This is a genomic window from Bacteroides mediterraneensis (assembly GCF_900128455.1).
GTDB lineage: Bacteria > Bacteroidota > Bacteroidia > Bacteroidales > Bacteroidaceae > Phocaeicola > Phocaeicola mediterraneensis.
In genome coordinates this window covers 765725-789453 of the sequence record NZ_LT635783.1, presented here as the reverse complement: position 1 = coordinate 789453, position 23729 = coordinate 765725, and the positions used below count along the sequence as shown (strand labels likewise).

The following is a 23729-nucleotide window of genomic DNA, read 5'->3' as shown; positions in this document are numbered from 1 at the left end:
AAAGAAACAGCTGGAAAGTAATGTTTTACAACACATATTAACCATCTGACATGGCCCGATAAAATCCATTAACAGAACAAGGATTAAAACTGAAAAAGTGCAACACTCCACGATGCGGGATATTATACTCTTGAAATAAGACTTACGATTGTCTAAAAATCATACACTCATTGTCAAAAAATTAGACACTCCTTTTCCATCGCAAAATCAGCATAATTCTATCAATCAGCTACTTGCGATAATGGCACGGAAATTGTATCAAGAATGACAACAAACAAAAATATAACCACAGAGCATGAAAACTTACCTTACATTCTTACAACGCAACAAACTCTTCACCTTTGTCAACGTCATCGGGTTGAGCATCTCCCTGATGTTCTTCCTGCTGATAAGCCACATGGTGACCCGACAACTCACTGTAGACAAAGACATGAAAGACGCAGACCGCACTTACGTACTGGCCAGCGAAATATGGGCAGGAGGTCATATCCTGCTGGGCGACAAACTACAAAGCCGTTATCCGGAAATAGAAGACTGGTGCGCCGTGAGCGGCTCCTACGAACAGTTTGTCAAGACAAACGACAAACCCGTGAATATACAAATGATGTTTGTCCGAGACAACTTCTTCCGGTTCTTCAATTTTCATTTGCTGGAAGGAAACCCTGAAACCTTGCTGAGCAATGAAAATAACATCGTACTGACACGTTCCTGCGCCATCAAGCTGTTCGGTACGGAGCATGCGCTGGGTAAAACCCTCACAGAACAGGCATTCGACAACCAGAAATGTACAGTAAGCGGTATCATCGAAGACATTGACAACTCCATCTTTCCTTCCCACATTGAAGCATTCAGTCCTCATAAAAATATACGATACGTCCAATGGAATGCCAGCGAAGAGAATACCGGGCTGGGCAATGCCGCCAGCTGCATCTTCTTCCTGCGTTTCCATCCGGGTGTCAATCCCAACAACAAGGCCGGTGACATTGCCCGCTTCTTCAAGGAATTCTTCTGGATTTACCAATACGACATCGTCAAGGAAGTACGCTTTATACCTGTGCATGATTTTTATTTCTCTGATATTTCTGCTGTCGGAGCAACTCTTAACCAGTACAGCCGGAAACTGGTACTCATTTTCCTGACCATCAGTATCTTGATTCTGTGCATGGCCACCTTCAACTACATCAGTATGAGTGTGGCTCAGACCAGCTACCGGGCAAAGGAAATGGCTACCCGCCGCCTGTTAGGTTCTTCCAGGAAGAATATTTTCTGGCGCATGATTGCCGAGTCGTTCCTGATGACCACCTTCGCTTTCCTGGTGGGATTCTTGCTCGCCAAAGCCGCAGAACCGACCGCCATGGACTTGCTCCACACACGGCTCGATATCGTAGGAGGGTTAAATCCTGTCACCATATCCTGCTATCTGCTGCTGATTGTCGTACTTTCCCTGCTCTCCGGTTTCGTGCCCGCCACGATGCTGTCGCACTACCATCCGCTGGACATCGTGAAAGGTACCTTCCGCCGGAAAACCAAGACGTTATATCTCCGCTTGCTGAACATCGTGCAAAACGGGCTGACCATCGCCATGCTGGGATGTGCCCTCTATCTGACTGTACAGATTTACCGCATCCTGCACGCCCCCTTAGGATATGAATACGGACACGTCATTCACTACCCTCCTATGGCTAGCGACCAGAAGCTGCAACTCTTCCGCCACGAAGCCCAGAAACTTCCTTTTGTGAAGCGCGTCAGTTTTTCAAAGGGTACCCCCTTGGACGGAGGCAACAACGACACGATGAACTTCAACTCCGCCGACAGTACAGAAGTGCTGAGCTTCCAGAGTTTTATCGTTGATTCTGCCTTTATCGACATGTTTCACATCCAAATCACGGACGACCGTCATGCCGGATTCGATACACACAATTACCTAGTGAGCCAATCGGCCATGAAAAAGCTGAAACAACTGGGATTTACCGACCATGTCCACAGCAGTGACGGAAACTATTCCTGGAACATCACCGGCGAATTCAAAGACTTTCAAATTCAATCTCTACTGGAAAAAGACCCTCATCCGCTGCGCATGCAGATTGCTCCTGCCGACAGCATCAGCCCTTGGAACATTCTGGTAGAAGTACTTGACGACCAACCAGATGTATATAAAAAGCAACTCGACCAGCTCTATTCCAAGATCATAGACGGATACCCGTTTGAATCGGAATGGTATGACACCCTGATGCAGGATATCTATGAAAATATTACCCGCATGAGCCAGCTGATTCGAATCTTCACCTGTGCGGCACTGGTCATCTCCCTGTTAGGGCTGACCGCCATGAGCATCTATTTCATCGCCCAGCGGAAACGCGACATTGCCATCCGCAAGGTCTTCGGTTCCGACAGCCGCCACGAGATGCTGCAACTGATGAGATTCTCTTCCGTCTCGCTCGTTATCAGTCTGCTGATTGCGCTCCCGCTGATGTATGTGGGAATCCGCCAGATAGACAAGATTGTAACCTACGAGAGCAGTTTCCCCTGGTGGGTACCGATTGCCGCCTTCCTGATTGTGAGCCTCATCTCCTTGGCCTCCGTCTGGCTTATCAGCCGAAAAGCCGTACGGGAAAATCCGGTATGCAACCTGAAGACCGAATAATCTCTATCAAACCCAAAACATAAAATAACAACGATATGAAAACCATTTTAAGAAATCTATTTTACACCCTGAAGCGTTTCCGGACCGCCTCCGTGCTGAACCTCCTGGGACTTTCGGCCGCCTTTGCCGCCTTTGTCCTACTCATGATGAAGGTGAGCTACGAACGCAATTTCGATACCTGCTATCCCCATGCCGACCGCTTGGTCATGCTGAACCTGTCAGAAGCCAAAGGAAGCAATTACGTCAGTACCCTTCCCCGAGCTCCCATCGACTTCCTCATCCAGCAAGTGCCCGGCATCGAATACGGTACCATCTATTCCCCTGCCTGGTCCAAGCAGGCTTTCTACACCGACCCCAAGAATCCCCAATATTTCTACGAGGAACCGTGGGCCGTATATCCGGACTTCGGCAAAATCATCGGACTGAAGTTCGTGGAAGGCAGCGACCAGGAAATGAACCAGCCGGAAAGTGTCATTATCTCCGAGAGCTATGCCCGCAAGCTGTTCCCCAAAGGAAATGCCTTGGGCTCCTATCTGTATGCAGATACCCCAGACTGGCGAAGTCCGGAAGCCACGAAGTTCCGGATATGCGGTATCTTTGAAGACCTCCCCGAGAACTGCCAGTTCAAGAACGACCTTTTCGTACCGATGGGAAAGCTGCAGGAGAACGACTGGGGCAGCCAGAACTTCTATGCGTTCTTTCTGCTGAAACCGGGTGTCAGCATAGAAGAAGTCAACCAACAGATTACGGCTACAGGGGTCGACGCACGATTGTTCACCGGAGAGCCAGGCACACAGAAACTCTATGTCTTTCCGATACAAAAACTGTATTATGACATGTATTCCCCCTACTATTTCAAGACGGGCAGCCGCAACACCATGACCTTGCTGGTAAGCATCGGATTCCTGATCATCCTCATTGCATGCATCAACCTCATCAATTTCAGTACGGCACTGGCTCCGATGCGCATGCGCAGCATCAACACCCAGAAAGTGCTGGGAAGTACCAACGGAGAACTGCGCCGTGCCTTGACCCTCGAATCGGTCGTCATCGTACTGGTCAGCTGGTTGCTGTCATTGTGCATCGTGGCCGCCCTGATTCACTTGAACGTGCTATCCTTCATGGGCTTCACGCCCTCCCTACTTGTCTACTGGAAATATGTAGTCTACACCGGACTGATAGCCCTGCTCACCGGCATCGTGGCAGGACTGTATCCGGCGTGGTACATGACCTCCTTCCCGCCTGCCCTCGTACTGAAAGGCAACTACGCCCTGAGCGGAAAAGGACAACGGTTGCGTACGATACTCATCGGCTTCCAGTACATCGTTTCGTTTGCCCTGATTACTACTGCCGCTTTCATCTTCCTGCAGAACCGCTTCATGCGCAACCATGAACTGGGCATCGACAAAGACCAGATACTGGTAGCTTCCCTCCCCCAACAGCCTTTCCACAGCAGTCCGTACCGTAAGTTCGACAGCCAACTGAAGAGTTTTGCGGAAATCGACGACATCGCCTATGCCAAATGGGAACTGGGGGCCAGCGAAGGATACACGCAATATGCTTTCACCTACAAAGGGAGTCAATACGGACATCGGTATATTGACGTCACTCCCAATTTCTGCCGCGTCATGGGCCTGCACATCCTGTCGGGAAGCGACTTCCTGCCCAGCGATTCCATTTACACTTCCCAGCTGAACTTCATCGCCACACAGGACTTGCAGCAAGAAAGCGGTATTCCGGCAGGAGAGACACTCGACTTTTCCTCGTGGGGAATGAAGGCCCTCCTCAAAGGATATGTGAACAACGTGCAGTTTACTTCATTAAAGATGAATCCCGTGCCTTACGTATTCTGCCCCAACGGTGCCTACAGCAACCAAGTCTTGCCGTTTGCCTATATCCGCGTAAAAGCCGGGAGCGACATGGATACCGCCCTGAAACACATCCGCGAGACCATTAGCGACTGCTTCACCGGTTATCCCACCGAAGTGAAGTTCTATGACCAGATCTACGGACAACTGTATCAGAAGGAAACCGACCAGCAAAAAATCATTACCTGGTTCAGCCTGCTGGCCATCCTCATTTCACTGGTAGGTGTCTTTGGCTTGATTATATTTGAAGCCGAACACCGGCAGAAGGAAATCGGCGTGCGCAAGGTCTACGGGGCTTCCATCCGGCAAATTCTCTGGATGTTCGGACGTTCCTATCTGATACTCTCAGTGGTATGTTCCCTCATCGCCAGTCCTATCGCATGGTATGCCGTTTCAGAATGGCTGAAGCAGTTCAATGAACGGATTCCCATCTCGCCTTGGGTCTTCCTCTGTACCTGCCTGCTTATCAGTGTCATTACCTTGGTCACCATTACGATACAGAATTACCGGACGGCTACCAGCAATCCGGTAGACTGCCTGAAGTCGGAATAAAATCAATCAGAAAAAACAATAGTGAATTACTTTGAAAAGGCTGTTTCCACCGCCCGTGGAAATGGCCTTTTTTCAGGTCCAGACGTACGGACATAAAAAAAGGAGTTCCGCTGAACTCCAACCTTTGTTAACCTTAAATCTAATACTATGAAAAACACAGTGCAAAATTATTTATTTTATTTGGAACGGCAAAGCCTGAGAGTAAAAAAGAATGTTTTACAACATACATTAACTACCTCCTACTCTTTGATTAAATCTCTTAACAAGTGAAGAAGCAAAGCTAAAAAAGTGCAGAACCATCCTCACTCTAATAAGACGGAAGCTTATACATTCGATAGCATCGGCCTTTTTTCAATTCGAACTCCAGACTCTCCCGGTCTTTCCGCGACAGCTTTTCGTGGATATTCACCGCAAACTCATAGGTTGCTCCTTTCTGCATGTGCGGCAGACGGACCTTACAGACCCTTTTCTTCTTATAAAACAGGCAAAACGAGACTTTCCGCACCGTTTCTTCTCCGTCGTTACAGATTTTCATCTTCACGCGCTTTCCGTCGGGCAAAGAACAAAATACCGGCGGACAGATTAGAATTTCCTTCAATTCATTCGCCTCATCATGGTACATCACCATCTGAAGCGAATCCGTTCCTTCCACTTGTGCATGTACCTGACCTGCAAACAGCATGAAAGCACATACCACTCCTGCCATGTAATTCCATTTCATAACCCAAAATCTCCATAATTTACCTCTCAGTAAAATTACAAAGAATATCCTATCTGGGTTCAAAATATTGCATTTGTTTGGATAAATAAAGAATAAATACACATATTTAAGGTAAATCATACCATAAAAAAGCGATTTGACACCTTAAATCCGTATCAAACCGCTTTGTCCGAGAGTAAAATAAACTTTTATTTCTCCTTGTCCAGCTGCTTCTTTTCAATCAAATAAGAAATGACCAGACCTAAACCTCCTCCCAGCAACACACTGGCGCTGTAAATAACGGAAACCGTATACTCTACTGCCCGGCTCGGATCTTCCATAAAATATTCCGGCTGAGTGGCATATACCAGACCATATCCAATCAACAACCCTACACCTATCCCTAACAGCAGACATCCTACTCGTAGTCCACCAAAAGAGAACAAACTGGGCCGATACACAATACCCTGCTTAAAGGTTTCCGGCGTCAGCTTATCTCCCAATTTCTCAATCAGCATCATCCGTTCTCTTCTTCCAGCAAACAGTTCAAACAGTTTATAAATCACTCCAAATACAATGGCCACATTGGCAACAATCATTAATTCTTCCATCGTCGTTTCGTTTTTAATTTGTTACTTTGCCCCTTTAGACGCATCCCCACGGAAAAGGTTACACTCCATGAGCATGAAAAAAATTTTTCTGCAGGCTGTAACCTTTCACAAGGCATCGCGTCTAAAAGGCATCATGCAAAACGAGGAATCACATATCATCGCATCCATTCTGAGCGGGAGAACCGAACAGTTCTCCTACTTTTTGGATACTTACGGGCCACAGGTGTTTCATCTGATTGTTCGCATGGTGGGTTCACCGGAGGATGCAGAAGAACTGACGCAAGACTGTTTTATGAAAGCCTTCACCCACCTTTCCTCGTTTCAGGAGAACAGCAGTTTCTCCACCTGGATTTACCGCATTGCCTACAACACCGCCACGTCTGCCCTGCGGAAGAAAGAGCATGAACTCCTTTCGTTCGACGACCGGATGTGGAACAGCTTGTCGGATACGGAAGTAGATGAAACACTCAATACGGAAAATGAGATGCAGATAGAAAAGCTGCAACGAGCCCTCACCCGTCTGACTTCGGACGAGAAGGCCCTGGTGACACTCTTCTATGAAGAAGAGAAACCGGTGACGGAAATAGCCTATATCCTTCACCTGACCGAAAATAATGTGAAAGTAAAGCTACACCGCGTCCGCAAAAAATTATGTACATTAATGAAAGAGGAGGATTGACTTATGAATACCACCGATAAAGGACTTAAAAAGGCTCTCAGCCAGCAGCCTGACTACCGGCTGCCCAGCAATTTCAGTTACCGGATGATGCAGAAGATTCATCAGGAAACCTTTCTACGCGAAAAGCGGCAAGAAAAAAGATTGTTCATCCTTATGCTCGTCACTACCTTTCTGGCAGGTGGAGGTTGCCTGGGGATTTTATGCTGGCAATACGGAAATAAGATCCTCGCCCTGCTACAAACCTTGCAAGAAGACAGTCCTTCCCTGCAGACCTGCCTATTTTATCTGCCTATTCTCTGTGCCCTCTTCCTGCTCTTCCTGTTCAACCAATGGCTACGGAAAAAACTCATTTCACACACTTAAAGAAGCGGTTCAAAAGCCAGTCCACCCAACGGAGCACATTATTCATAAAAACAGAAAAAAATCCTCCTGCGCCAGTCTTTCATTCGATTCAGACTAACCTCAGGAGGATTTTATGTGATGACTTATTGTCAGCCGTTCTTATTTGAAAATACCGCCAGAAACTTATTTCCGGTAGCTTGCCAGTTCTTCAGCCTGGAACTTGCGGATGAAGTTGAAATGTTTTTCCACTTCAGCCTCTGCATAGTTCACATACACATTCAGTGACTTACCGAACATTTCAGGAGCCTTGGTGGCATCCTGCAACAGCAAGTGACTCATCACGCAGACAGCTGCCATTTCATACAAACGACGGGCCACAAAATCCAGCAGTTCCTGGTTCTGTGCTTCCTTCACTGCATTGGTGCAAGCTTCCAGCTTACGGGTCATGTCCTTGATACGGTTCATGTAACCTTCATATTCCGGCGCACAAGGTACCGTTTCAAATTCATGCAAAGTAGCCGCATACGAACCGTTGGTCACATAACGGATGGCAGCAACCGTCTGCAACTGAGTCGTTCCTTCGTAGATGCTGGTGATACGGGCATCACGGTAGATACGCTGACACGCATATTCCATCATGAAGCCGGAACCGCCGTGTACCTGAATACAGTCGTAGGCATTCTGGTTGGCATATTCAGAGTTCATACCTTTTGCCAACGGGGTAAAGCTGTCGGCCAGTTTCGCATAGCGTTTCTGTTCCTGACGTTCTTCCGGAGTCAGCTTGCGTTCACGGGCGATGTCGTCCAAGGCTTTGTAGATATCCACATAACGGGAAGTCTGATACAACAACGCACGACCGGCATCCAGTTTCGCCTTGATGGTAGCCAGCATGTCGTACACAGCCGGGAATTCGATAATCGCCTTACCGAACTGCTTACGGTCTTTTGCGTATGCCAATGCTTCATCATAAGCAGCCTGGCTCAAACCTACTGACTGAGCCGCGATACCCAGACGGGCACCGTTCATCAATGCCATGACGTATTTAATCAAACCAAGCTTACGATCGCCACAAAGTTCAGCCTTCGCATTCTTGTACACCAGTTCACAAGTCGGAGAACCATGGATACCCAGCTTGTTTTCAATACGACGTACGTCAACTCCACCATCGTTCTTGTCATAGATGAACATAGACAAGCCACGACCGTCGTGAGTACCTTCTTCCGAACGGGCCAGTACCAGGTGAATATTGGCATCACCGTTCGTGATGAAACGTTTCACTCCGTTCAGACGCCAGCAGTTGTTGGCCTCATCGTACGTAGCCTTCAGCATCACGCTCTGCAAATCGGAACCTGCATCCGGTTCAGTCAAGTCCATAGACATGGTTTCGCCCGCACAGATACGCGGAATGAAACGGCTATGCTGGTCTTCATTACCGAACTCATACAAAGTTTCAATACAGTCCTGCAAAGACCAGATGTTACCGAAACCGGCATCGGCCTGTGCCACGATTTCCGCGCACATGGTGTACGGCGTAATCGGGAAGTTCAAACCACCAAAACGGCGCGGCATGGTCATTCCGTTCAATCCAGCTTCTACCATAGCCTCCAGGTTAGCCTTTGTACCCGAAGCATATTCCACACGGCCATTGGCATGATGCGGACCTTCCTGATCTACTCCTTCAGCATTAGGTGCAATCACCTCACCCGTGATTTCACCGGTAATTTCCAACACTTTATCGTAAGAGTCGATGGCATCCGCATAATCCTGCGGCGCATAATCGTACTCGTCTTTATCTCTGTAATCGCGTTCTTTCAACTGACAGATACGCTCCATCATCGGATTGTTCAAGTGAAACTTGAGTTCCGGATGTTCTGTATAAAAGTTTGCCATTATTTACTGTTCTTTTTGTAATACTTAATCATTTTCGGGATTACTTCTTCCACCGTACCGTTGATGACATAGTCGGCGATGGTGTTGATCGGCGCATTCGGGTCGCTGTTCACAGAGATGATGATACCTGCATCCTGCATACCGGCGATGTGCTGAATCTGTCCGGAAATACCGCAAGCGATATACAATTTCGGATGTACCGTTACCCCTGTCTGACCAATCTGACGGTCGTGTTCACAGAAACCGGCATCTACCGCCGCACGGCTGGCACCTACTTCTGCATGAAGTTCCTTGGCCAGTTCGAACAGCATGTCGAAACCTTCCTTGCTACCCATACCGTAACCACCGGCTACCACGATAGGTGCTCCTTTCAGATTATGTTTTGCTTTTTCCACGTGACGGTCGATAACCTTCACCACATAATCCGTTTCGGGTACATATTTCGCTACGTCGTGACGAATCACTTCACCTTGGTAGTTGGCATCTACGATTTCTTTCTTCATCACCCCTTCACGAACGGTAGCCATCTGCGGACGATGTTCCGGATTGACGATGGTAGCCACAATGTTACCTCCGAAAGCCGGACGAATCTGATACAACAGGTTTTCGTAAGTGATGCCGTTCTTCTTGTCTTCATGGTTACCGATTTCCAGCTGCGTACAGTCGGCAGTCAGACCACTCGTCAAAGCTGAAGACACACGCGGACCCAGGTCACGACCAATCACTGTCGCCCCCATCAGGCAAATCTGCGGTTTTTCTTCCTTAAACAAGTTGACAAGAATAGAAGTATGAGGAAGTGAAGTATAAGGGAACAAGCCCGGAGCGTCGAACACATGCACGCAGTCTACTCCGTATGGCAAAACTTGTTTTTCTACATCTGCAAGGCCACTGCCGGCACAAATCGTTTCCAACTGGCATCCCAGCTGGTTGGCCAACTTACGACCTTTGGTTAAAAGTTCGAGACTGACATCGGCCACATGGGCACCTTCCATCTCACAATATACAAATACGTTATTCATAGTCTTTATCCGATAGTATGGTTAGCCAACAGTTCAACAATCAAATTCTCTACGTCTGCATCGCTGCCGGTAAGTGTCTTGCTTTCCTTTGCCTGGAAGATGATGTTTTCAATCCTCTTCACCTTGGTCGGAGAACCCGACAGACCGCATTGTTTCGTGTCACCGTTTACATCGGCTACGCTCCATTCCGTGATGTTCAGATAAGGACGGCTTTCATACAAAGAAGCATAAGGCAGTTCAGCCCCGTCTTTGGTAATGGCCGCTTTTTCCTGACCACCCAGTGCACGTTTGTATTTCTGCACCAGTTTCGCATTGCGCGGACGGCAAGGAGCGGCACTACCGTTCACCGTCAAAACAATCGGCAGCGGAGCTTCTACCGTTTCCACACCGCCGTCGATATGACGTTTCACGCGGATGCGTCCGTCTTTTACTTCTTCAATTTCTTCTACGTAAGTTACCTGCGGCAATCCCAGTTTTTCGGCCACCTGCGGACCTACCTGTGCGGTATCTCCATCGATAGCCTGACGTCCACCCACAATGATGTCGTATGCACCAATCTTGCGGATGGCAGTTGCCAGCGCATACGAAGTGGCCAGCGTATCGGCACCGGCAAAGGCACGGTCTGTCAGCAGATAACCGTTGTCGGCTCCTCTGTATAATCCTTCACGAATGATTTCAGCGGCACGGCCTGGTCCCATTGTCAAAATCGTCACAGTAGAACCGGGATGTGTGTCTTTCAGTCTGAGTGCCTGTTCCAGAGCATTCAAGTCTTCCGGATTAAAAATCGCCGGAAGTGCCGCACGGTTAATCGTACCGTCGGCATTCATGGCATCTTTTCCCACACAACGTGTATCGGGAACTTGTTTTGCCAATACTACAATTTTCAAACTCATTAGATTCTTTATTTTGGTATTAGTAATTTCTTGTCGGCAAATTTAGTGAAACCATTTGTTCCGCAAAAAGATATGAAGAAAAAATACGTGCATTCTCCACATCTTCCTTCAACTTGGAATAGGTGGCAATGGGATTGTCGGAATAGACAGAAACCACTTTCCCGTCTGGCCCGCACACATAGACTTTAGGCACCCCACCCGTGGAAAAAAGCGCATAAACCCTCCGGTCTTCCTGTGCCGAATAAGGGATAGTCAGCGCATGGGCCTGCCAATAGGAAGCCACTTCGGCCTCCCCTTCTTCCCGGCTAATGGCACAGATACACACCTCGGACGAAGAAGCATATTCCTCATACAACCGCTGTATGACAGGAAGTTCCTCCTGGCAATCCGGACAACCCGTATGAAAAAACACCAGCACGGCCACCTTCCCTTTCAATGATTCCCGGCTCACCACTGAACCATCGCTCAATACCACCGAAAAATCGGGTAACCCATCTCCCGGCCCCACAATATTCGTACCCGCCGGAACCTCATCCCGGATGCAGGAAAAGCACAGGTATCCGAGAAAAAAAAACCAAAAAATCCGATTCCACTTCATACAGTAAAGATAAACAAGAAACACAAGTTTTGCAAACTCTCAGAACTTGTTTATCTTTGAGTCCGGAAAAGATAAAAAGACGCTGCAAATATGAATACACTGAACCAAGAAATCGCACAACTTCTCCAGCAGACCGGCATTGAAAAGAACAACCTCAGCTGGACCACCCAAGTGGTGCTTATTTTAGCTATTTTACTGATATCCTATCTCACCACGCTGGTGTTCCGCCACCTGATTATGCCGGCTGTACGGAAAATCACGGCCCGCACCAAGGCTACTTGGGACGACTATCTGTTTAACGACAAGATGATGACTTCTTTCTGCCGGATGATTCCCCCTATCATCTGGTACATCCTGCTCCCCTTCGCCTTCAACGACTCCTCGGCCTATCTCCTTCAGATTCTACTGAAAATCAGTCTGATTTGCCTCATTATCACCTCTCTCATGCTGATTAAATGTTTTCTGGACTCACTGTATGAGATTTCCAGCGAGCACGAGGCGTTGAAAAACCGTCCGCTCAAAGGTATTTACCAGATGATTAACCTGGTGGCCATCGGCATTGGAATCATACTGATTATCAGCATCCTGATTGACCAGAATGCGACGGCTATCCTGACCGGACTCGGGGCCTCAGCCGCCATTCTGATGTTGATATTCAAGGACAGCATTCTGGGGCTGGTGGCCGGCGTACAGCTTTCGGCCAACGACATGCTGCGTCCGGGCGACTGGATTACCATGACCAAATACGGAGCCGACGGATACGTGGTGGAAGTCTCGCTGACGACGGTCAAGGTGCAGAACTTCGACAAGACCATCACGACCATCCCTCCCTACGCCCTGGTCAGCGACTCCTTCCAGAACTGGCGGGGCATGCGCGAAAGCGGCGGACGACGCATCAAGCGTTCACTGTTCATTGATATGACCACCGTACATTTCTGTACCCCGGAAGAAGTGGCCCGCTTCACGGAAAAAGGATGGATAAGTGTCCCCGCAGAAGGCAGTGAACCACCGGTCAACCTGCACGTGTTCCGGGAGTATGCCCTGAAGTACATCAGCAGCCATCCCGACGTGAACCACAACCTGATGCAGATGGTCCGCCAGCTGCAACCTACCACCGAAGGCATCCCTGTGGAAGTGTATTGCTTCTCGAACACGCCCGACTGGATTCCCTACGAAACCTTGCAAGGTGAACTCTTCGACCACCTGATTGCCATAGTACCGGAATTCGGGTTGCACATCTTCCAGCGCCCTGCCGGAACCGACTTTCAACCCAATGAGAAAAATGAATTTATAACTTCAAAATAAAAGAACCATGGAAACAGGACTTACATACAGCAGTACCGTACAGGTAAATTCCACTAACACCGCCTTGGCACTCGGCTCGGGCGACATGGAAGTTTTTGCCACTCCCGCCTTAGTGGCTTTGATGGAAAATGCAGCCATGCATGCCGTCCAACCGGCTCTCCCGGAAGGCTCCACTACCGTAGGTGCCATGATACAGACCACGCACCTCAAACCTTCCGGTTTGGGAGAGGAAGTTACCGCCACCGCGGAACTTACCGAAGTAGAAGGCCGGAAACTGACCTTCAAGGTAAGTGCTTCCGACCGCAAGGGACTGGTGGGCGAAGGTACCCACATCCGATATATTGTGGACCGGGAACGTTTTTTGAGCAAACTATAACCCAAAGGATCGAAGTGGATAAGTCGTCATCTGACTATCCACTCCTCTATCGTTCCCGTTTCCGAAGAAAATACGGCTCCTATCTGATACAGTTTACGGGTATCTGCCCCATATTCTTTCGCATAACCTTTCTCTTCTATCTGCCGCATGGCCTCTGCAGCTGTACCATCAAGCTTGAACTCAAAGATATACACATAATTAGGAGTCTCCACAATGCAATCTACCCGACCTTGACTCTGCACCTTCTCCGTATAAACCGTATAGACACTAATCAGACGCATAATCAGATAGAAAGTATAGTGGAAATACCGTTCCTTCTCACGCTCGTTCTCCTTACGGCGCATGGTATAGGGGATGCTGGCCAGGAAAGAAGTCAGGCCTGTGCGGAAATCATCGAGTTCCCCCTTTTTCAGTTGTGAGGCCGCTTTCCTTATCCATGAGGCAGTCTCAATCTTATCAAAGTACGAGGAAGCCACCATTGTAAGGAACCCACGCTTCACTTCGTTATTAGGGAAATCAAGAAGGAACGTTCTTTCTTCCATGTCAAACTCCTTGATGGTCAGATAGCCGCTCTGATAAATCATCGGCAAAGGTTGTTCCACACTCGCCTTGTAATCAATAAATTCCTCCGGAGAATAATACTTTCCCGTAATCTCGTTCATATTTTCGTTTGAGTGCGCCAACAAACGGATAAGATAGGTAGGAGTACCGCTCTTGAACCAGTAATCATTTATTTCTCCCGCATCAAACGCATTGAGCAAACTGAAGGGATTATACACATCGGTCATTTGTTTGCTGAAATGATAACCATCATACTGCAATTTCAGCCTATTCATCATTTCATCAAAAGCACATCCGTAATCATCTGCCATCTGCCCGACAGACTCTCTGAAATAATGTTCAAATTCTGCCTGCGATATACCGCACAATGTCTCATACTTGGCGTGCATGCTGATGTCTTTAGGCTGGTTGAAACCGCTGAATACGCTCACCTGCGAAAACTTTGTCACACCCGTCAGGAAAACAAACTGCAAGTATTCATCCGCCCCCTTGAAGGTGGAATAAAAGCCTTTCAGTATATTACGATGTTCCTCCTCCAGGTCCTTGTCATAGTCCAAAACATCGAGAATAGGTTTGTCGTATTCATCCACCAGTACCACGGCACGCAAACCAGACTTCTCATAGGCCGTTTTCAGCAGTTCGATGAACCTCAATCCGGTGGGAAGACTTTTGTCTGCCTCCATCCCTATTTCACGCTCCCAGGAAGATACATACCCGTCAATCCAGCTTTGCAAAACGCCTTTTTGGGTAAAGTTTCCTCCATTGAAATCGATATGAAACACCGGATACACCTTCCAGTCTTTCTCCAGCGCCTCCATCTTCAGTCCCTTAAACAACTCCTTCCTGCCGAGGAAATAGTTTTTCAACGTGGATACCAGCAGACTCTTTCCGAAACGGCGCGGACGGCTCAGGAAATAAATCTTACCTTCCTTCACCAGACGGTAAACCAAATCAGTTTTGTCCACATACACATAACCGTCTTCTATCAGCTGGTCGAAGCTCTGTATTCCAATGGGGTATTTCATACGATTCAATTGATAATTAGGATGAAGTAATTGTTAATTACAAATATAGTGAAAAACCAAGTGAAAAGAACAAAAGGAGAAGAATTTATCCTAATTTGTTCCAAGATTAGGACTCATCTTCCCCAGCAAAAATAAAACTTGCCCCTACAAAAACTTTCATTTTCCCCTATATTTTCTCCCAAACTTCGGGACAATTTCTCTGTCCCACACTGTGGGATACAAAAACCACAGTGTGGGATATATATTTCACAGTGTGGAATACAAATCCCGCAGTGTGAAACAGAGGATTCTTCAGGACAAAAAGAAGTATGCGACAAGGCCTCTGAACTTTATCTCAGGGGCTGCTGAAAGTATCTGCTGGATACGACAAAAAAAATCCTGAAAGCCTCCCTCTTTACAGATGCAGACTTTCAGGATTTCCTCACCGAAGGCAAAGCAAGCCTTCTCAAATACTATATTACTGCCAGTGCAATCAACTGAATAAACAGAATTAGGAACACCATGGCGATGGGATATACTGTAGCGTAAGCTACTCCCGGTATGTTACTGTCGGTCATGGAGTCGGCAGCCGCAAGTCCCGGGGTACTGGTCATACCGCCGGTAATGGTACCCAGCAAATCGAGCAGACTGACCTTAAACACCAGCCGTCCCACGACAGCCGCCAGCAGCATCGGTACGAGGGTAATCAAAGCACCTACCCCGAAAAGCAGGAAACCGCTCTCCTGGAAGGTAGCCACCAAGGTTTTTCCGGCAGACGTACCCACTTCGGCCAGGAACAGCAGCAAGCCCAACTGACGCAACAGCTGGTTGGCCGGTCCCGACATGGACCAGATAATCGGTCCCGTCTTGCCAATGGCACTCAGGAACAACGCCATCATCAGCACGCCCCCGGTCAGTCCCGGAGAGAAGGTCATCCCTCCTCCGAAAGAAATATTCAGTTTACCGAACAGCACGCCCAGCACAATACCCATGGCAATGGGGAAGAAATCGGTATCCGAAAGGCGTTTCACGTCATTCCCCAGCAACCGGGCCACTCCTTGTATCCCTTCCTTTTCGCCCACCACCATCAGTTTGTCGCCAAACTTCAGGGCCAGTTCCGGAGAGGGAGACAAGTCGATGCCGCTTCGGCGGATGCGGGTTACCGTACAACCGAAGTTCTTCTGCAAGTTGAGTTCACCCAGCTGCTTGTTAATCATATCTTTCTTGGTCAGCAACAAGGATTCGATGCTTTGCGTATGGCGCAGTGGAAGTTCTCCTTCCTCCCGTTCGCCCAGCATCAGAGCCAGATTCTTCAGGGAATCCTCACTGCCCACCGCCTGGATGTGGTCGCCTTCCTGCAACACGGTATGGGCTTTCGGAATCAGAATCTCATCGCCCCGCTTCAAACGCGAAATCACGGCACCCGTCATGGCCCGGATATTCAACTGAATCAGGGTACGGTTGAAAACCGTAGGGTTGGTCACTTTGAACAGACAAGTGTTCAGCTCCGGGAACTGGCTGCGCCGTTCCTTTTCCAAACGTCTGGCCTCTTCATTCAAGTCGATACGCATCAGCTTGGGAAGCAGTTTCACGAATAAAATCACCCCAATCACCCCAAACGGATAGGCGATACCGTAGGCAATGGAAGCCAGCGGCGACTGCGTGCTGTCGATAGCCACCGCCAAACCCGGCGTACTGGTCAGCGCCCCCGCAATCAGTCCCACGATACTGGGCGTATCGATATCGAAAAGATACTTCATGGCCACCCCCGTCAGACAGGCAGAAGCCACAATCAGCAAGGTAATCAGAATCAAGGTCTTTCCTTTGCTCCGGAAAGAATGAAAGAAACCCGGACCGGCCTGGATGCCGATAGTGAAAATGAACAGCACCAACCCGAAGGTTCCCAGTTCCTTTGGAATAGACACGCCCCAATGCCCGAAAGCAAGGGCGATAAAAATCACGGCAGACACATCGAGCGACAACCCCATCACTTTGATACGTCCGAGCATAAAGCCCAAGGCTACAATCAAGAAAATTGCAAAATACGAAGTTTGCAGTAAGTCTGTCAACATAAAAAATTAGAATAGTGTGAATAAAATCGGGATAAAGATAATCAAATTTTGCGAATATCCTTCTCCCGATTTCCGAATTCACTCCCGCAGACTGCCGATATACTCGTAGAGCTTCCTATAAAAAGCATGTTTTGTCAAAGTGGAAGCATCCCCCAGAATAATGAGTTTCATGCGGGCCCGCGTGATGGCCACGTTCATACGGCGCAAATCGTTCAGGAAACCAATCTGTCCGTCCTCGTTGGCCCGTACCAAACTGATGAGGATGACGTCGCGTTCCTGCCCTTGGAAACCGTCCACCGTATTGATGGTAATCAAGGAACGGTAGGGCTTGAAGAACGCATCTTTCTTGACCAGCTGGCGGAGGTACTGCACCTGCGCCTTGTACGGCGAAATCAGCCCCACGTCGATGCGTTCTTCCAGGAAACGCTCCCGGCCGATTTTCGTGATGTATTCCTTCAACTGCCCGATGGACAGTTCCGCCTCCGGCTTGTTGATGCGCCCGTAGTTTTCGCCTACGAACTCCTCGTTGCAATCCATCCCTTCGGTATTGACCCATTCAATCGGGGTATCGAAGTCCAGGATGCTGCGGTATTTCACTTCGGGAGCCGAACGAAGCATGCCCCCGTAAAACCAGTCGGACGAAAAGCGCATGATTTCGTCGTTCATACGGTACTGCACCTTCAACAGAGACACCACCTCCGGCTTGTTCTTCACAATGCACTGCATCAGCGTATGCCCCAGTCCGGCACGCAGGGCCTCCGGACATTTCACCGTAGGCGGCAACTGACAATGGTCGCCGGCCAGAATCACCCGGTCGGCTTTCCGCAACGGAATCCAGCAGGCCGCTTCCAACGCCTGTGCCGCCTCGTCAATGAATACCGTTCCGAACTTCTGTCCCATCAGCAGACGGTTGGCGCTCCCCACCAGCGTGCAGGCAATCACCCTTGCCTCACTGAACAAAGCCTCGTTGATGCGGATTTCCAGTTCCGTGGCCCGGTCTTTCAGCGAATTGATTTTCTGCCGGATACTCTCCCGGTCGGCCCCTTTCCGGCTGCGGGTATACAGTTCGCGCACGGCCTTGCGGATGCTCCACAGCTGAGGGTAGTCCGGATGGGCCTCGAAACGCCGCTCATAGGTGAACGACAGCATCTTGTCGTTTACCCGGCTGGGATTTCCGATGCGCAGCACACTCACGCCCCGGTCGACCAGCTTCTCACTGATCCAGTCGACGGCCATGTTGCTCTGTGCGCAGACCAGCACCTGATTTTCCCGGTGGAGGGTTTCATAAATGGCTTCCACCAGCGTGGTCGTCTTTCCCGTTCCGGGAGGGCCGTGTACGATGGCCACATCCTTGGCATGCAACACCTTGTTGACCGCCTCTTCCTGCGTGGCATTCAACCACGGGAAACGCACCGGCTGAAACGAGAAGGTGGATACGGGCTGTGTGCCATGGAAAATGTCCCTCAGCTCTGCCAGACGGTTGTTCTTCGCACTAAGAACCTGCTTGAGTGCCTCGAACATCAGCCGGTAGCTGGTCTCATCGAAATACAGCTGTACCCCCAGCACTTCCTTGCTCTGCAAAGCCAGCAACGCATTGGCATCCGGCAGAATCACCACCATGCGGTCTTCCTCCACATAATTCACCGTGGCCACAAAGTTCAGGTAGGTCAGTTTGCCCGACAAGTCCTGCGTAAAGAAACACACCGGACGCCCATACTCGAACAGATGCTCAATCTCCTTGTCCTCTTTCCGTTCCACCTCGATGACCAGCTGGTTCAAGGCGTTGTAATAACTTCTTCCCAACGACAAGGGATACCAGCACATGCCCCGCTTGATTTTCCGTCCGATGCCCATCAGTTCGGTCTGCTGCTTGAACTGCGCTTTCTCATATTCATACTCCAGCTTCAACAGCTCATACTGATGCTGCAAGTACAACACCGGCGATTGGATGACTGTATTTTCTTTCTTCATTTTCTCTTTTTCAGCTTGCAGAGGTCGGGCTTTCAGCCACAAAAAACCTTTTCACGCTCATGTGGAAGCCCTCTTTCCCCCTAATTTCTGCAAAGTTACGAGGTTTTTGAAAAAAGAACCGGCTCCCCGTTGATTTATTCCCGATAATTTGCTATTTTTGTTTGACGTGTAAACAAAGACAGCCATGAAGAAACAAGCTGAATACATCAAGCGCATTGAGATTAAAGGCTTATGGGGCCGGAAAAACATTGCCTGGGATTTACGCCCGGACGTCAACATCCTGAGCGGAGTGAACGGTATCGGGAAAAGCACGATTCTGAACAACTCCGTACGCCGTCTGAGCGACCTGGAAGGCGGTGCCCTCAGCAACGGAGTGCATGAAGGAGTCTCGTTCACCTTCTATCCGGAAGATGCCACCTACATCCATTTCGATGTAATACGCAGTTTCGACCGTCCGCTGCTCAGCGCGGGACTGCTGGATAAAATCGGGAACCAAAACGTGAAGACGGAACTCGACTGGCAGCTTTATCTGCTCCAGCGGCGCTACCTGGATTATCAGGTGAACATCGGCAACCGGATTATCTCTCTGCTGACGAGTGGAAAGCCGGAGAATCAGGCAAAGGCGGCCGATATCTCCCGACCGAAGACGCATTTTCAGGACCTGATGGACGATTTGTTCAGTGAGACCGGAAAGAAAATCCTCCGCCAGAACAACGAAATTCTGTTTGAACAGGACGGTGACATCCTGACGCCCTACCAGCTGTCTTCCGGCGAAAAGCAGATGCTGGTCATCCTGCTCACCGTACTGGTGCAAGACAACCAACCGTGTACCCTTTTCATGGACGAGCCGGAAATCTCTCTTCACGTGGAATGGCAGCAGCGCCTCATTTCCCTCATCCGGAGCCTGAATCCGAACGTACAAATCATCCTGACCACCCACTCTCCGGCCCTCATCATGAACGGCTGGATGGATGCCGTGACCGAAGTGAGTGACATTACAACCCGTTAAAAAAGAAGTAGCCGTATGGGAAAAAGACTGACTGAGAACCTTTCTTCCCTGTACATTGGAGCGGCCAACAGCCTCAAGCCCAAACGTGCGAGAAGAAAAATCGTGGCTTACGTGGAAAGCTACGATGATATTTCTTTCTGGAGAACCATCCTCTCGGAATACGAAGACAACACCCGTTACTTCGAAGTGATGCTGCCTTCCCAGACATCGTTGGCCAAAGGCAAGAAAACCGTACTGATGAACCAACTCGGAAAACAGCTGGGTGAGAACATGATTGCCTGTGTGGACAGCGATTACGACTATCTCCTGCAAGGACGTACCCATACTTCCCAATACATCATCGAAAGTCCCTACGTGATGCAAACCTACGCCTACGCCATCGAAAACTATCATTGCTACGCGGAAGGGTTGCACGAGGTCTGTGTCATGGCTACCCTGAACGACCACAAGCTCATCAACTTTGTGGAGTTCATGAAACTGTATTCCCAGATTGCTTATCCGCTGTTCATCTGGTCGGTATGGTTCTACCGCCGGCACATCCTTTCCGAATTCTCCCTGCTGGATTTCTGTTCGTACGTCAAGCTGGATCAGGTCAGCACCCACCATCCGGAACGTAGCCTGGAAAACATGGCGAAAAAAGTCAACCGGAAACTGCACGACCTGGAACACCGTCACCCCGATGCCTTGGGAGAAATTGAAGACATGAAAAAAGAATTCGAACAGCTCGGTGTACATCCCGACAACACCTATATGTTCATCCAAGGCCATCACATCATGGACAACGTGGTACTGCGCCTGTTAATCCCCGTATGCACCGTGCTGCGCCGGGAACGGGAACAGCAGATTCATGACCTGGCCCTCCACGACATGCAGCTGCACAACGAACTGACCAGCTACCAACGGAGCCAGGTGGGCGTGGAAGTCGTCATCCACCGGAACAACTTCTATACTCACTCGCCTCTTTATCAGATGATTCGGAGAGACATCGAGAAATTCCTCAAGATTATCCGGTAAGCCAAACGGCGAAATTCCTATACAAGATAGGGAAAACCCTATCAAAGAATGGGCGTTTTCATCTTGACCCGCGCTTTTTCTTCTGCTAATTTTGTCACATAACAAAAAGCTGAAGGAATCACATTCAGCCGGTAAAGACAACGCTTATGAAAACAAAGACATTTTTCCTCTGCTTACTGGCCTTCTGCCTGACCGCCTTGTCCGGTCGCGCTTCCGGCCTCGGAGACTTCCGAATCAACGCACGCTTCCTGACCGACCGCATGGCCTTCGAACTGCATCTGAGCACCGACCAATACAACGATCTGTATGAAATCAACTATGATTTCCTGAACAACGTAGGTCCTTACCTTTCAGGCATCGCCATAGCCGACAGCCGCGCCTTGGATGCCTACTACCGCTACCTGGACGAACGCAACGATGACCTCCGCTGGGTACTTTCCAATGCGGAATATGTACGCTTCATGGGAATAGAATACTTCTTCCGCCCCATTTATGCCCTCAACAGCGTGTGCTACCTCCGTATTTATCAGGTATATCCCAACCGGAACTATTTTTACTTCGGCCCGCCCCGCCACTACCTGACCTACCGGGGAGGACACTGCCGGGCCCATTTCGGCGGCGCCAGCTTCTACCGGAGAAACTATCCGATACGCTATCGTCATCCGGTGTACACCCGTCCGTGCCATATCAGTCCCCAGCTGCGTCCCAAGGATTTTGCCAGGCCCAAACCGGGAAACCGCCCGCCTAAAGACAATCACTGGACACCGGCTCCCCGCCCGGGACACCAACCCGTGGCCAACGGCAGACCGGACTACCGACCTGTACAAAAGCCCAACAACCGGCCTCAGGCCCGTCCGGAAGCCCGTCCGCAAAGAAGGCCAAAAAACCAACCACAGCGAAGACCTGAAGCCGCTCCACAAAGACGGCCGGCCACTCGCCCTCAGGCAAAGCCGAACAAAGGTACTACGGTAAAACCCGGACAAAGCCGCTCCCGACAGAATCAGAAAAAAGAAGCGGACCACGACCGAAAATCTCTCTCTAAGCGTCTATAAACACAAAGTGCTGAAGCCCTCCGGAACTTTCTCCAGAAACTTCAGCACTTTATTTTAGATGGATTGACTCAAGCCAAATGTATGCCGTCTTCTTCCAATACAATGCGACGTTTCTTATACAAATCGCCGACAGCTTTCTTGAAAGTCTTCTTGCTTACCCCAAACGTGTGGTAAATCACTTCCGCATCTGTCTTGTCGTTCAACGGAGTGAATCCGTCGTTGTCCTTGATATATTGCCACAGCACCTCCGAAAAATCATCCACCTTCCGTGCACCAGCCTTCTGCAATACCAGATCAATCTTTCCATCCGGACGTACCTGCTTGATAAACGCCGTCAGCCGCATGCCGACTTCCAAAGGCTGGAAAATCTCATTGTGGTACAGCATGCCGCTGAACTTGTTTTCCACAATCACCTTATATCCCAGCTCCGTGCGCTGCCATACCAGTACTTCCACTTCCTGACCCGGCTGGTAATCCGGCTTTTCGGTCGACAAGAAATGCTCCACTTTGGCCGAAGCCACGATACGGTAGCTTTCCTCGTCCAAGTGTACATACACCACGTAACGCTTTCCCTTCTGCATCTTCATTTTCTGCTCGCGGAAAGGTACGAACAAGTCCTTCATCAGTCCCCAGTTCAAGAATGCCCCGAACTGGTTCACCCATGCCACTTCCAGACAAGCAAACTCACCCACCTGCACATACGGCTGCAAGGTGGTAGCCACCAGCCTTTCCTCCATATCGAGGTAGATGAACACGTTCAACACATCACCCGGTTTAGTACCTTCGGGCACATACCGTTTCGGAAGCAGAATTTCGCCGTCTTCATCTCCATTGAGGTACACTCCGAAATCCACTTCCTTCACCACTTCCAGCTGATTATATTTTCCTAATTTTATATGACTCATAATGCTTCTATTTTTATTTTACCATCTATCATGTGAATCGTACGGTCGGTCTGTGCCGCCAGCCCTTCATCGTGGGTCACAATCACGAACGTCTGTCCCAGTTTGTCGCGCAAATCGAAAAACAGCTGATGCAGCTCGCCCTTGTTCTGCGTGTCCAGGCTGCCCGAAGGCTCATCGGCCAATATCACCGAGGGATGATTGATCAAAGCCCGGGCCACAGCCACCCGCTGTTTCTCTCCTCCCGACAGCTCGGCCGGCTTATGGGAGCCACGTTCCGACAGACCTAGAAACGCCAGAATATCCAACGCCTCTTTCCGGGCCGTCCCCATCGCTTTTCCCTGAATCAAGGCAGGCATCATCACATTCTCCACCGCCGTAAACTCAGGCAACAACTGATGAAACTGAAACACAAAACCGATTTCCCGGTTACGGAAAGCAGACAGTTCCTTCTCCTTCAGCCGGTTCACCTCCGTCCCGTTCAGGACAATGCGTCCGCTGTCCGGTTTGTCGAGCGTACCCATAATCTGAAGCAACGTGGTCTTTCCTGCGCCGCTGGGGCCTACGATGCTCACCACTTCCCCCTTGGCTATCTCCAAGTCGATTCCTTTCAACACTTGGAGCGTGCCAAAGCTCTTGGTTATTCCTTCCAACTGAATCATACGCT

20 protein-coding genes are annotated in these 23729 nt (G+C 49.4%); 9 read left to right on the top strand and 11 right to left on the bottom strand.

From position 1 onward, the window contains the following. Positions 1–295: 295 nt before the first annotated feature. Both BQ7480_RS03165 and BQ7480_RS03160 read left to right on the top strand, forming a co-directional pair. Entirely contained in the window at positions 296–2644 is a 2349-nt protein-coding gene (locus BQ7480_RS03165) for an ABC transporter permease (RefSeq protein WP_072541691.1), read from the top strand. A 35-nt stretch (positions 2645–2679) separates the two neighbouring features. Then, positions 2680–5064 (top strand): FtsX-like permease family protein, encoded by a 2385-nt coding sequence (locus tag BQ7480_RS03160; RefSeq protein WP_072541690.1) that lies wholly within the window; start codon positions 2680–2682, stop codon positions 5062–5064. A gap of 307 nt (positions 5065–5371) precedes the next feature. Here the strand turns inward: BQ7480_RS03160 and BQ7480_RS03155 are convergent, their stop codons facing one another. Together BQ7480_RS03155 and BQ7480_RS03150 are read right to left on the bottom strand one after the other, a co-directional pair. Continuing rightward, entirely contained in the window at positions 5372–5785 is a 414-nt protein-coding gene (locus tag BQ7480_RS03155) for a hypothetical protein (protein WP_072541689.1), read from the bottom strand. Positions 5786–5973: 188 nt separating this feature from the next. Beyond that, the gene (locus tag BQ7480_RS03150; RefSeq protein WP_072541688.1) at positions 5974–6375 is read right to left on the bottom strand and encodes a DUF6249 domain-containing protein; all 402 of its coding nucleotides are present in this window, start codon (positions 6373–6375) and stop codon (positions 5974–5976) included. A gap of 133 nt (positions 6376–6508) precedes the next feature. Here BQ7480_RS03150 and BQ7480_RS03145 point away from each other — a divergent pair, with 133 nt between their 5' ends. Further along, a complete protein-coding gene (locus tag BQ7480_RS03145) occupies positions 6509–7054 on the top strand; it encodes an RNA polymerase sigma factor (RefSeq protein ID WP_072543875.1) in 546 nt (181 codons plus the stop codon). A 3-nt stretch (positions 7055–7057) separates the two neighbouring features. Then, positions 7058–7417: a hypothetical protein gene (locus BQ7480_RS03140; RefSeq protein WP_072541687.1), complete on the top strand. Its 360-nt coding sequence runs from the start codon at positions 7058–7060 to the stop codon at positions 7415–7417. Positions 7418–7579: 162 nt separating this feature from the next. Here the strand turns inward: BQ7480_RS03140 and BQ7480_RS03135 are convergent, their stop codons facing one another. Genes BQ7480_RS03135 through BQ7480_RS03120 form a run of 4 tightly spaced genes read right to left on the bottom strand, consistent with a single transcriptional unit; the run spans position 7580 to position 11796 of the window. Beyond that, on the bottom strand, positions 7580–9286 hold the full coding sequence (locus tag BQ7480_RS03135) for an acyl-CoA dehydrogenase family protein (protein WP_072541686.1): 1707 nt from the start codon (positions 9284–9286) through the stop codon (positions 7580–7582). After that, on the bottom strand, positions 9286–10305 hold the full coding sequence (locus BQ7480_RS03130; RefSeq protein WP_072541685.1) for an electron transfer flavoprotein subunit alpha/FixB family protein: 1020 nt from the start codon (positions 10303–10305) through the stop codon (positions 9286–9288). Before BQ7480_RS03130 ends, BQ7480_RS03135 begins: the two co-directional genes overlap by 1 nt. Before the next feature lie 5 nt (positions 10306–10310). Then, entirely contained in the window at positions 10311–11198 is an 888-nt protein-coding gene (locus tag BQ7480_RS03125; RefSeq protein WP_072541684.1) for an electron transfer flavoprotein subunit beta/FixA family protein, read from the bottom strand. 19 nt (positions 11199–11217) lie between these two features. Then, the gene (locus tag BQ7480_RS03120) at positions 11218–11796 is read right to left on the bottom strand and encodes a TlpA family protein disulfide reductase (protein ID WP_072541683.1); all 579 of its coding nucleotides are present in this window, start codon (positions 11794–11796) and stop codon (positions 11218–11220) included. A 90-nt stretch (positions 11797–11886) separates the two neighbouring features. On the opposite strand from BQ7480_RS03120, the gene BQ7480_RS03115 reads away from it, so the two are divergent. Further along, positions 11887–13101, top strand: coding sequence for a mechanosensitive ion channel family protein (locus BQ7480_RS03115; protein ID WP_072541682.1), 1215 nt, complete (start codon positions 11887–11889; stop codon positions 13099–13101). Between the two features lie 7 nt (positions 13102–13108). Beyond that, positions 13109–13477, top strand: coding sequence for a thioesterase family protein (locus BQ7480_RS03110; protein WP_072541681.1), 369 nt, complete (start codon positions 13109–13111; stop codon positions 13475–13477). 26 nt (positions 13478–13503) lie between these two features. On the opposite strand, the gene BQ7480_RS03105 is transcribed toward BQ7480_RS03110, so the two are convergent. The 3 genes from BQ7480_RS03105 to BQ7480_RS03095 form a co-directional block, all read right to left on the bottom strand. Then, positions 13504–15063 carry an ATP-binding protein gene (locus BQ7480_RS03105; protein ID WP_072543874.1) on the bottom strand — a complete coding sequence of 520 codons (1560 nt, stop codon included), beginning with the start codon at positions 15061–15063 and terminating at the stop codon, positions 13504–13506. A gap of 452 nt (positions 15064–15515) precedes the next feature. Next, complete coding sequence (locus tag BQ7480_RS03100; RefSeq protein WP_072541680.1) at positions 15516–17114, bottom strand: aspartate:alanine exchanger family transporter; 1599 nt, start codon at positions 17112–17114, stop codon at positions 15516–15518. Between the two features lie 78 nt (positions 17115–17192). Further along, positions 17193–19085 carry an AAA domain-containing protein gene (locus tag BQ7480_RS03095; RefSeq protein WP_072543873.1) on the bottom strand — a complete coding sequence of 631 codons (1893 nt, stop codon included), beginning with the start codon at positions 19083–19085 and terminating at the stop codon, positions 17193–17195. A gap of 184 nt (positions 19086–19269) precedes the next feature. Between BQ7480_RS03095 and BQ7480_RS03090 the strand changes: the two genes are divergently transcribed. From BQ7480_RS03090 to BQ7480_RS03080, 3 genes are all read left to right on the top strand, one after another. Continuing rightward, positions 19270–20094, top strand: a complete 825-nt coding sequence (locus BQ7480_RS03090) for an AAA family ATPase (protein ID WP_072541679.1) — start codon at positions 19270–19272, stop codon at positions 20092–20094. A gap of 15 nt (positions 20095–20109) precedes the next feature. Continuing rightward, complete coding sequence (locus tag BQ7480_RS03085; protein WP_072541678.1) at positions 20110–21108, top strand: DUF4435 domain-containing protein; 999 nt, start codon at positions 20110–20112, stop codon at positions 21106–21108. A 146-nt stretch (positions 21109–21254) separates the two neighbouring features. Then, positions 21255–22160: a hypothetical protein gene (locus BQ7480_RS03080; RefSeq protein ID WP_083581743.1), complete on the top strand. Its 906-nt coding sequence runs from the start codon at positions 21255–21257 to the stop codon at positions 22158–22160. 68 nt (positions 22161–22228) lie between these two features. Here the strand turns inward: BQ7480_RS03080 and BQ7480_RS03075 are convergent, their stop codons facing one another. Next, positions 22229–23065 (bottom strand): CvfB family protein, encoded by an 837-nt coding sequence (locus BQ7480_RS03075; protein ID WP_072541677.1) that lies wholly within the window; start codon positions 23063–23065, stop codon positions 22229–22231. Continuing rightward, the gene (locus tag BQ7480_RS03070; protein ID WP_072541676.1) at positions 23062–23724 is read right to left on the bottom strand and encodes an ABC transporter ATP-binding protein; all 663 of its coding nucleotides are present in this window, start codon (positions 23722–23724) and stop codon (positions 23062–23064) included. The genes BQ7480_RS03075 and BQ7480_RS03070 overlap by 4 nt, the downstream gene beginning before the upstream one ends. Between the last annotated feature and the right edge of the window lie 5 nt (positions 23725–23729).

Excerpts from the sequence above, each read along its gene's own strand:
- BQ7480_RS03120 (WP_072541683.1), bottom strand. The coding sequence starts at position 11,796 with ATGAAGTGGAATCGGATTTTTTGGTTTTTTTTTCTCGGATACCTGTGC.
- BQ7480_RS03105 (WP_072543874.1), bottom strand. The coding sequence starts at position 15,063 with ATGAAATACCCCATTGGAATACAGAGCTTCGACCAGCTGATAGAAGAC.
- BQ7480_RS03130 (WP_072541685.1), bottom strand. The coding sequence starts at position 10,305 with ATGAATAACGTATTTGTATATTGTGAGATGGAAGGTGCCCATGTGGCC.
- BQ7480_RS03135 (WP_072541686.1), bottom strand. The coding sequence starts at position 9,286 with ATGGCAAACTTTTATACAGAACATCCGGAACTCAAGTTTCACTTGAAC.
- BQ7480_RS03160 (WP_072541690.1), top strand. The coding sequence starts at position 2,680 with ATGAAAACCATTTTAAGAAATCTATTTTACACCCTGAAGCGTTTCCGG.
- BQ7480_RS03095 (WP_072543873.1), bottom strand. The coding sequence starts at position 19,085 with ATGAAGAAAGAAAATACAGTCATCCAATCGCCGGTGTTGTACTTGCAG.
- BQ7480_RS03080 (WP_083581743.1), top strand. The coding sequence starts at position 21,255 with ATGAAAACAAAGACATTTTTCCTCTGCTTACTGGCCTTCTGCCTGACC.
- BQ7480_RS03090 (WP_072541679.1), top strand. The coding sequence starts at position 19,270 with ATGAAGAAACAAGCTGAATACATCAAGCGCATTGAGATTAAAGGCTTA.
- BQ7480_RS03110 (WP_072541681.1), top strand. The coding sequence starts at position 13,109 with ATGGAAACAGGACTTACATACAGCAGTACCGTACAGGTAAATTCCACT.
- BQ7480_RS03145 (WP_072543875.1), top strand. The coding sequence starts at position 6,509 with ATGCAAAACGAGGAATCACATATCATCGCATCCATTCTGAGCGGGAGA.
- BQ7480_RS03165 (WP_072541691.1), top strand. The coding sequence starts at position 296 with ATGAAAACTTACCTTACATTCTTACAACGCAACAAACTCTTCACCTTT.
- BQ7480_RS03075 (WP_072541677.1), bottom strand. The coding sequence starts at position 23,065 with ATGAGTCATATAAAATTAGGAAAATATAATCAGCTGGAAGTGGTGAAG.
- BQ7480_RS03070 (WP_072541676.1), bottom strand. The coding sequence starts at position 23,724 with ATGATTCAGTTGGAAGGAATAACCAAGAGCTTTGGCACGCTCCAAGTG.
- BQ7480_RS03100 (WP_072541680.1), bottom strand. The coding sequence starts at position 17,114 with ATGTTGACAGACTTACTGCAAACTTCGTATTTTGCAATTTTCTTGATT.
- BQ7480_RS03085 (WP_072541678.1), top strand. The coding sequence starts at position 20,110 with ATGGGAAAAAGACTGACTGAGAACCTTTCTTCCCTGTACATTGGAGCG.
- BQ7480_RS03155 (WP_072541689.1), bottom strand. The coding sequence starts at position 5,785 with ATGAAATGGAATTACATGGCAGGAGTGGTATGTGCTTTCATGCTGTTT.
- BQ7480_RS03115 (WP_072541682.1), top strand. The coding sequence starts at position 11,887 with ATGAATACACTGAACCAAGAAATCGCACAACTTCTCCAGCAGACCGGC.
- BQ7480_RS03140 (WP_072541687.1), top strand. The coding sequence starts at position 7,058 with ATGAATACCACCGATAAAGGACTTAAAAAGGCTCTCAGCCAGCAGCCT.
- BQ7480_RS03125 (WP_072541684.1), bottom strand. The coding sequence starts at position 11,198 with ATGAGTTTGAAAATTGTAGTATTGGCAAAACAAGTTCCCGATACACGT.
- BQ7480_RS03150 (WP_072541688.1), bottom strand. The coding sequence starts at position 6,375 with ATGGAAGAATTAATGATTGTTGCCAATGTGGCCATTGTATTTGGAGTG.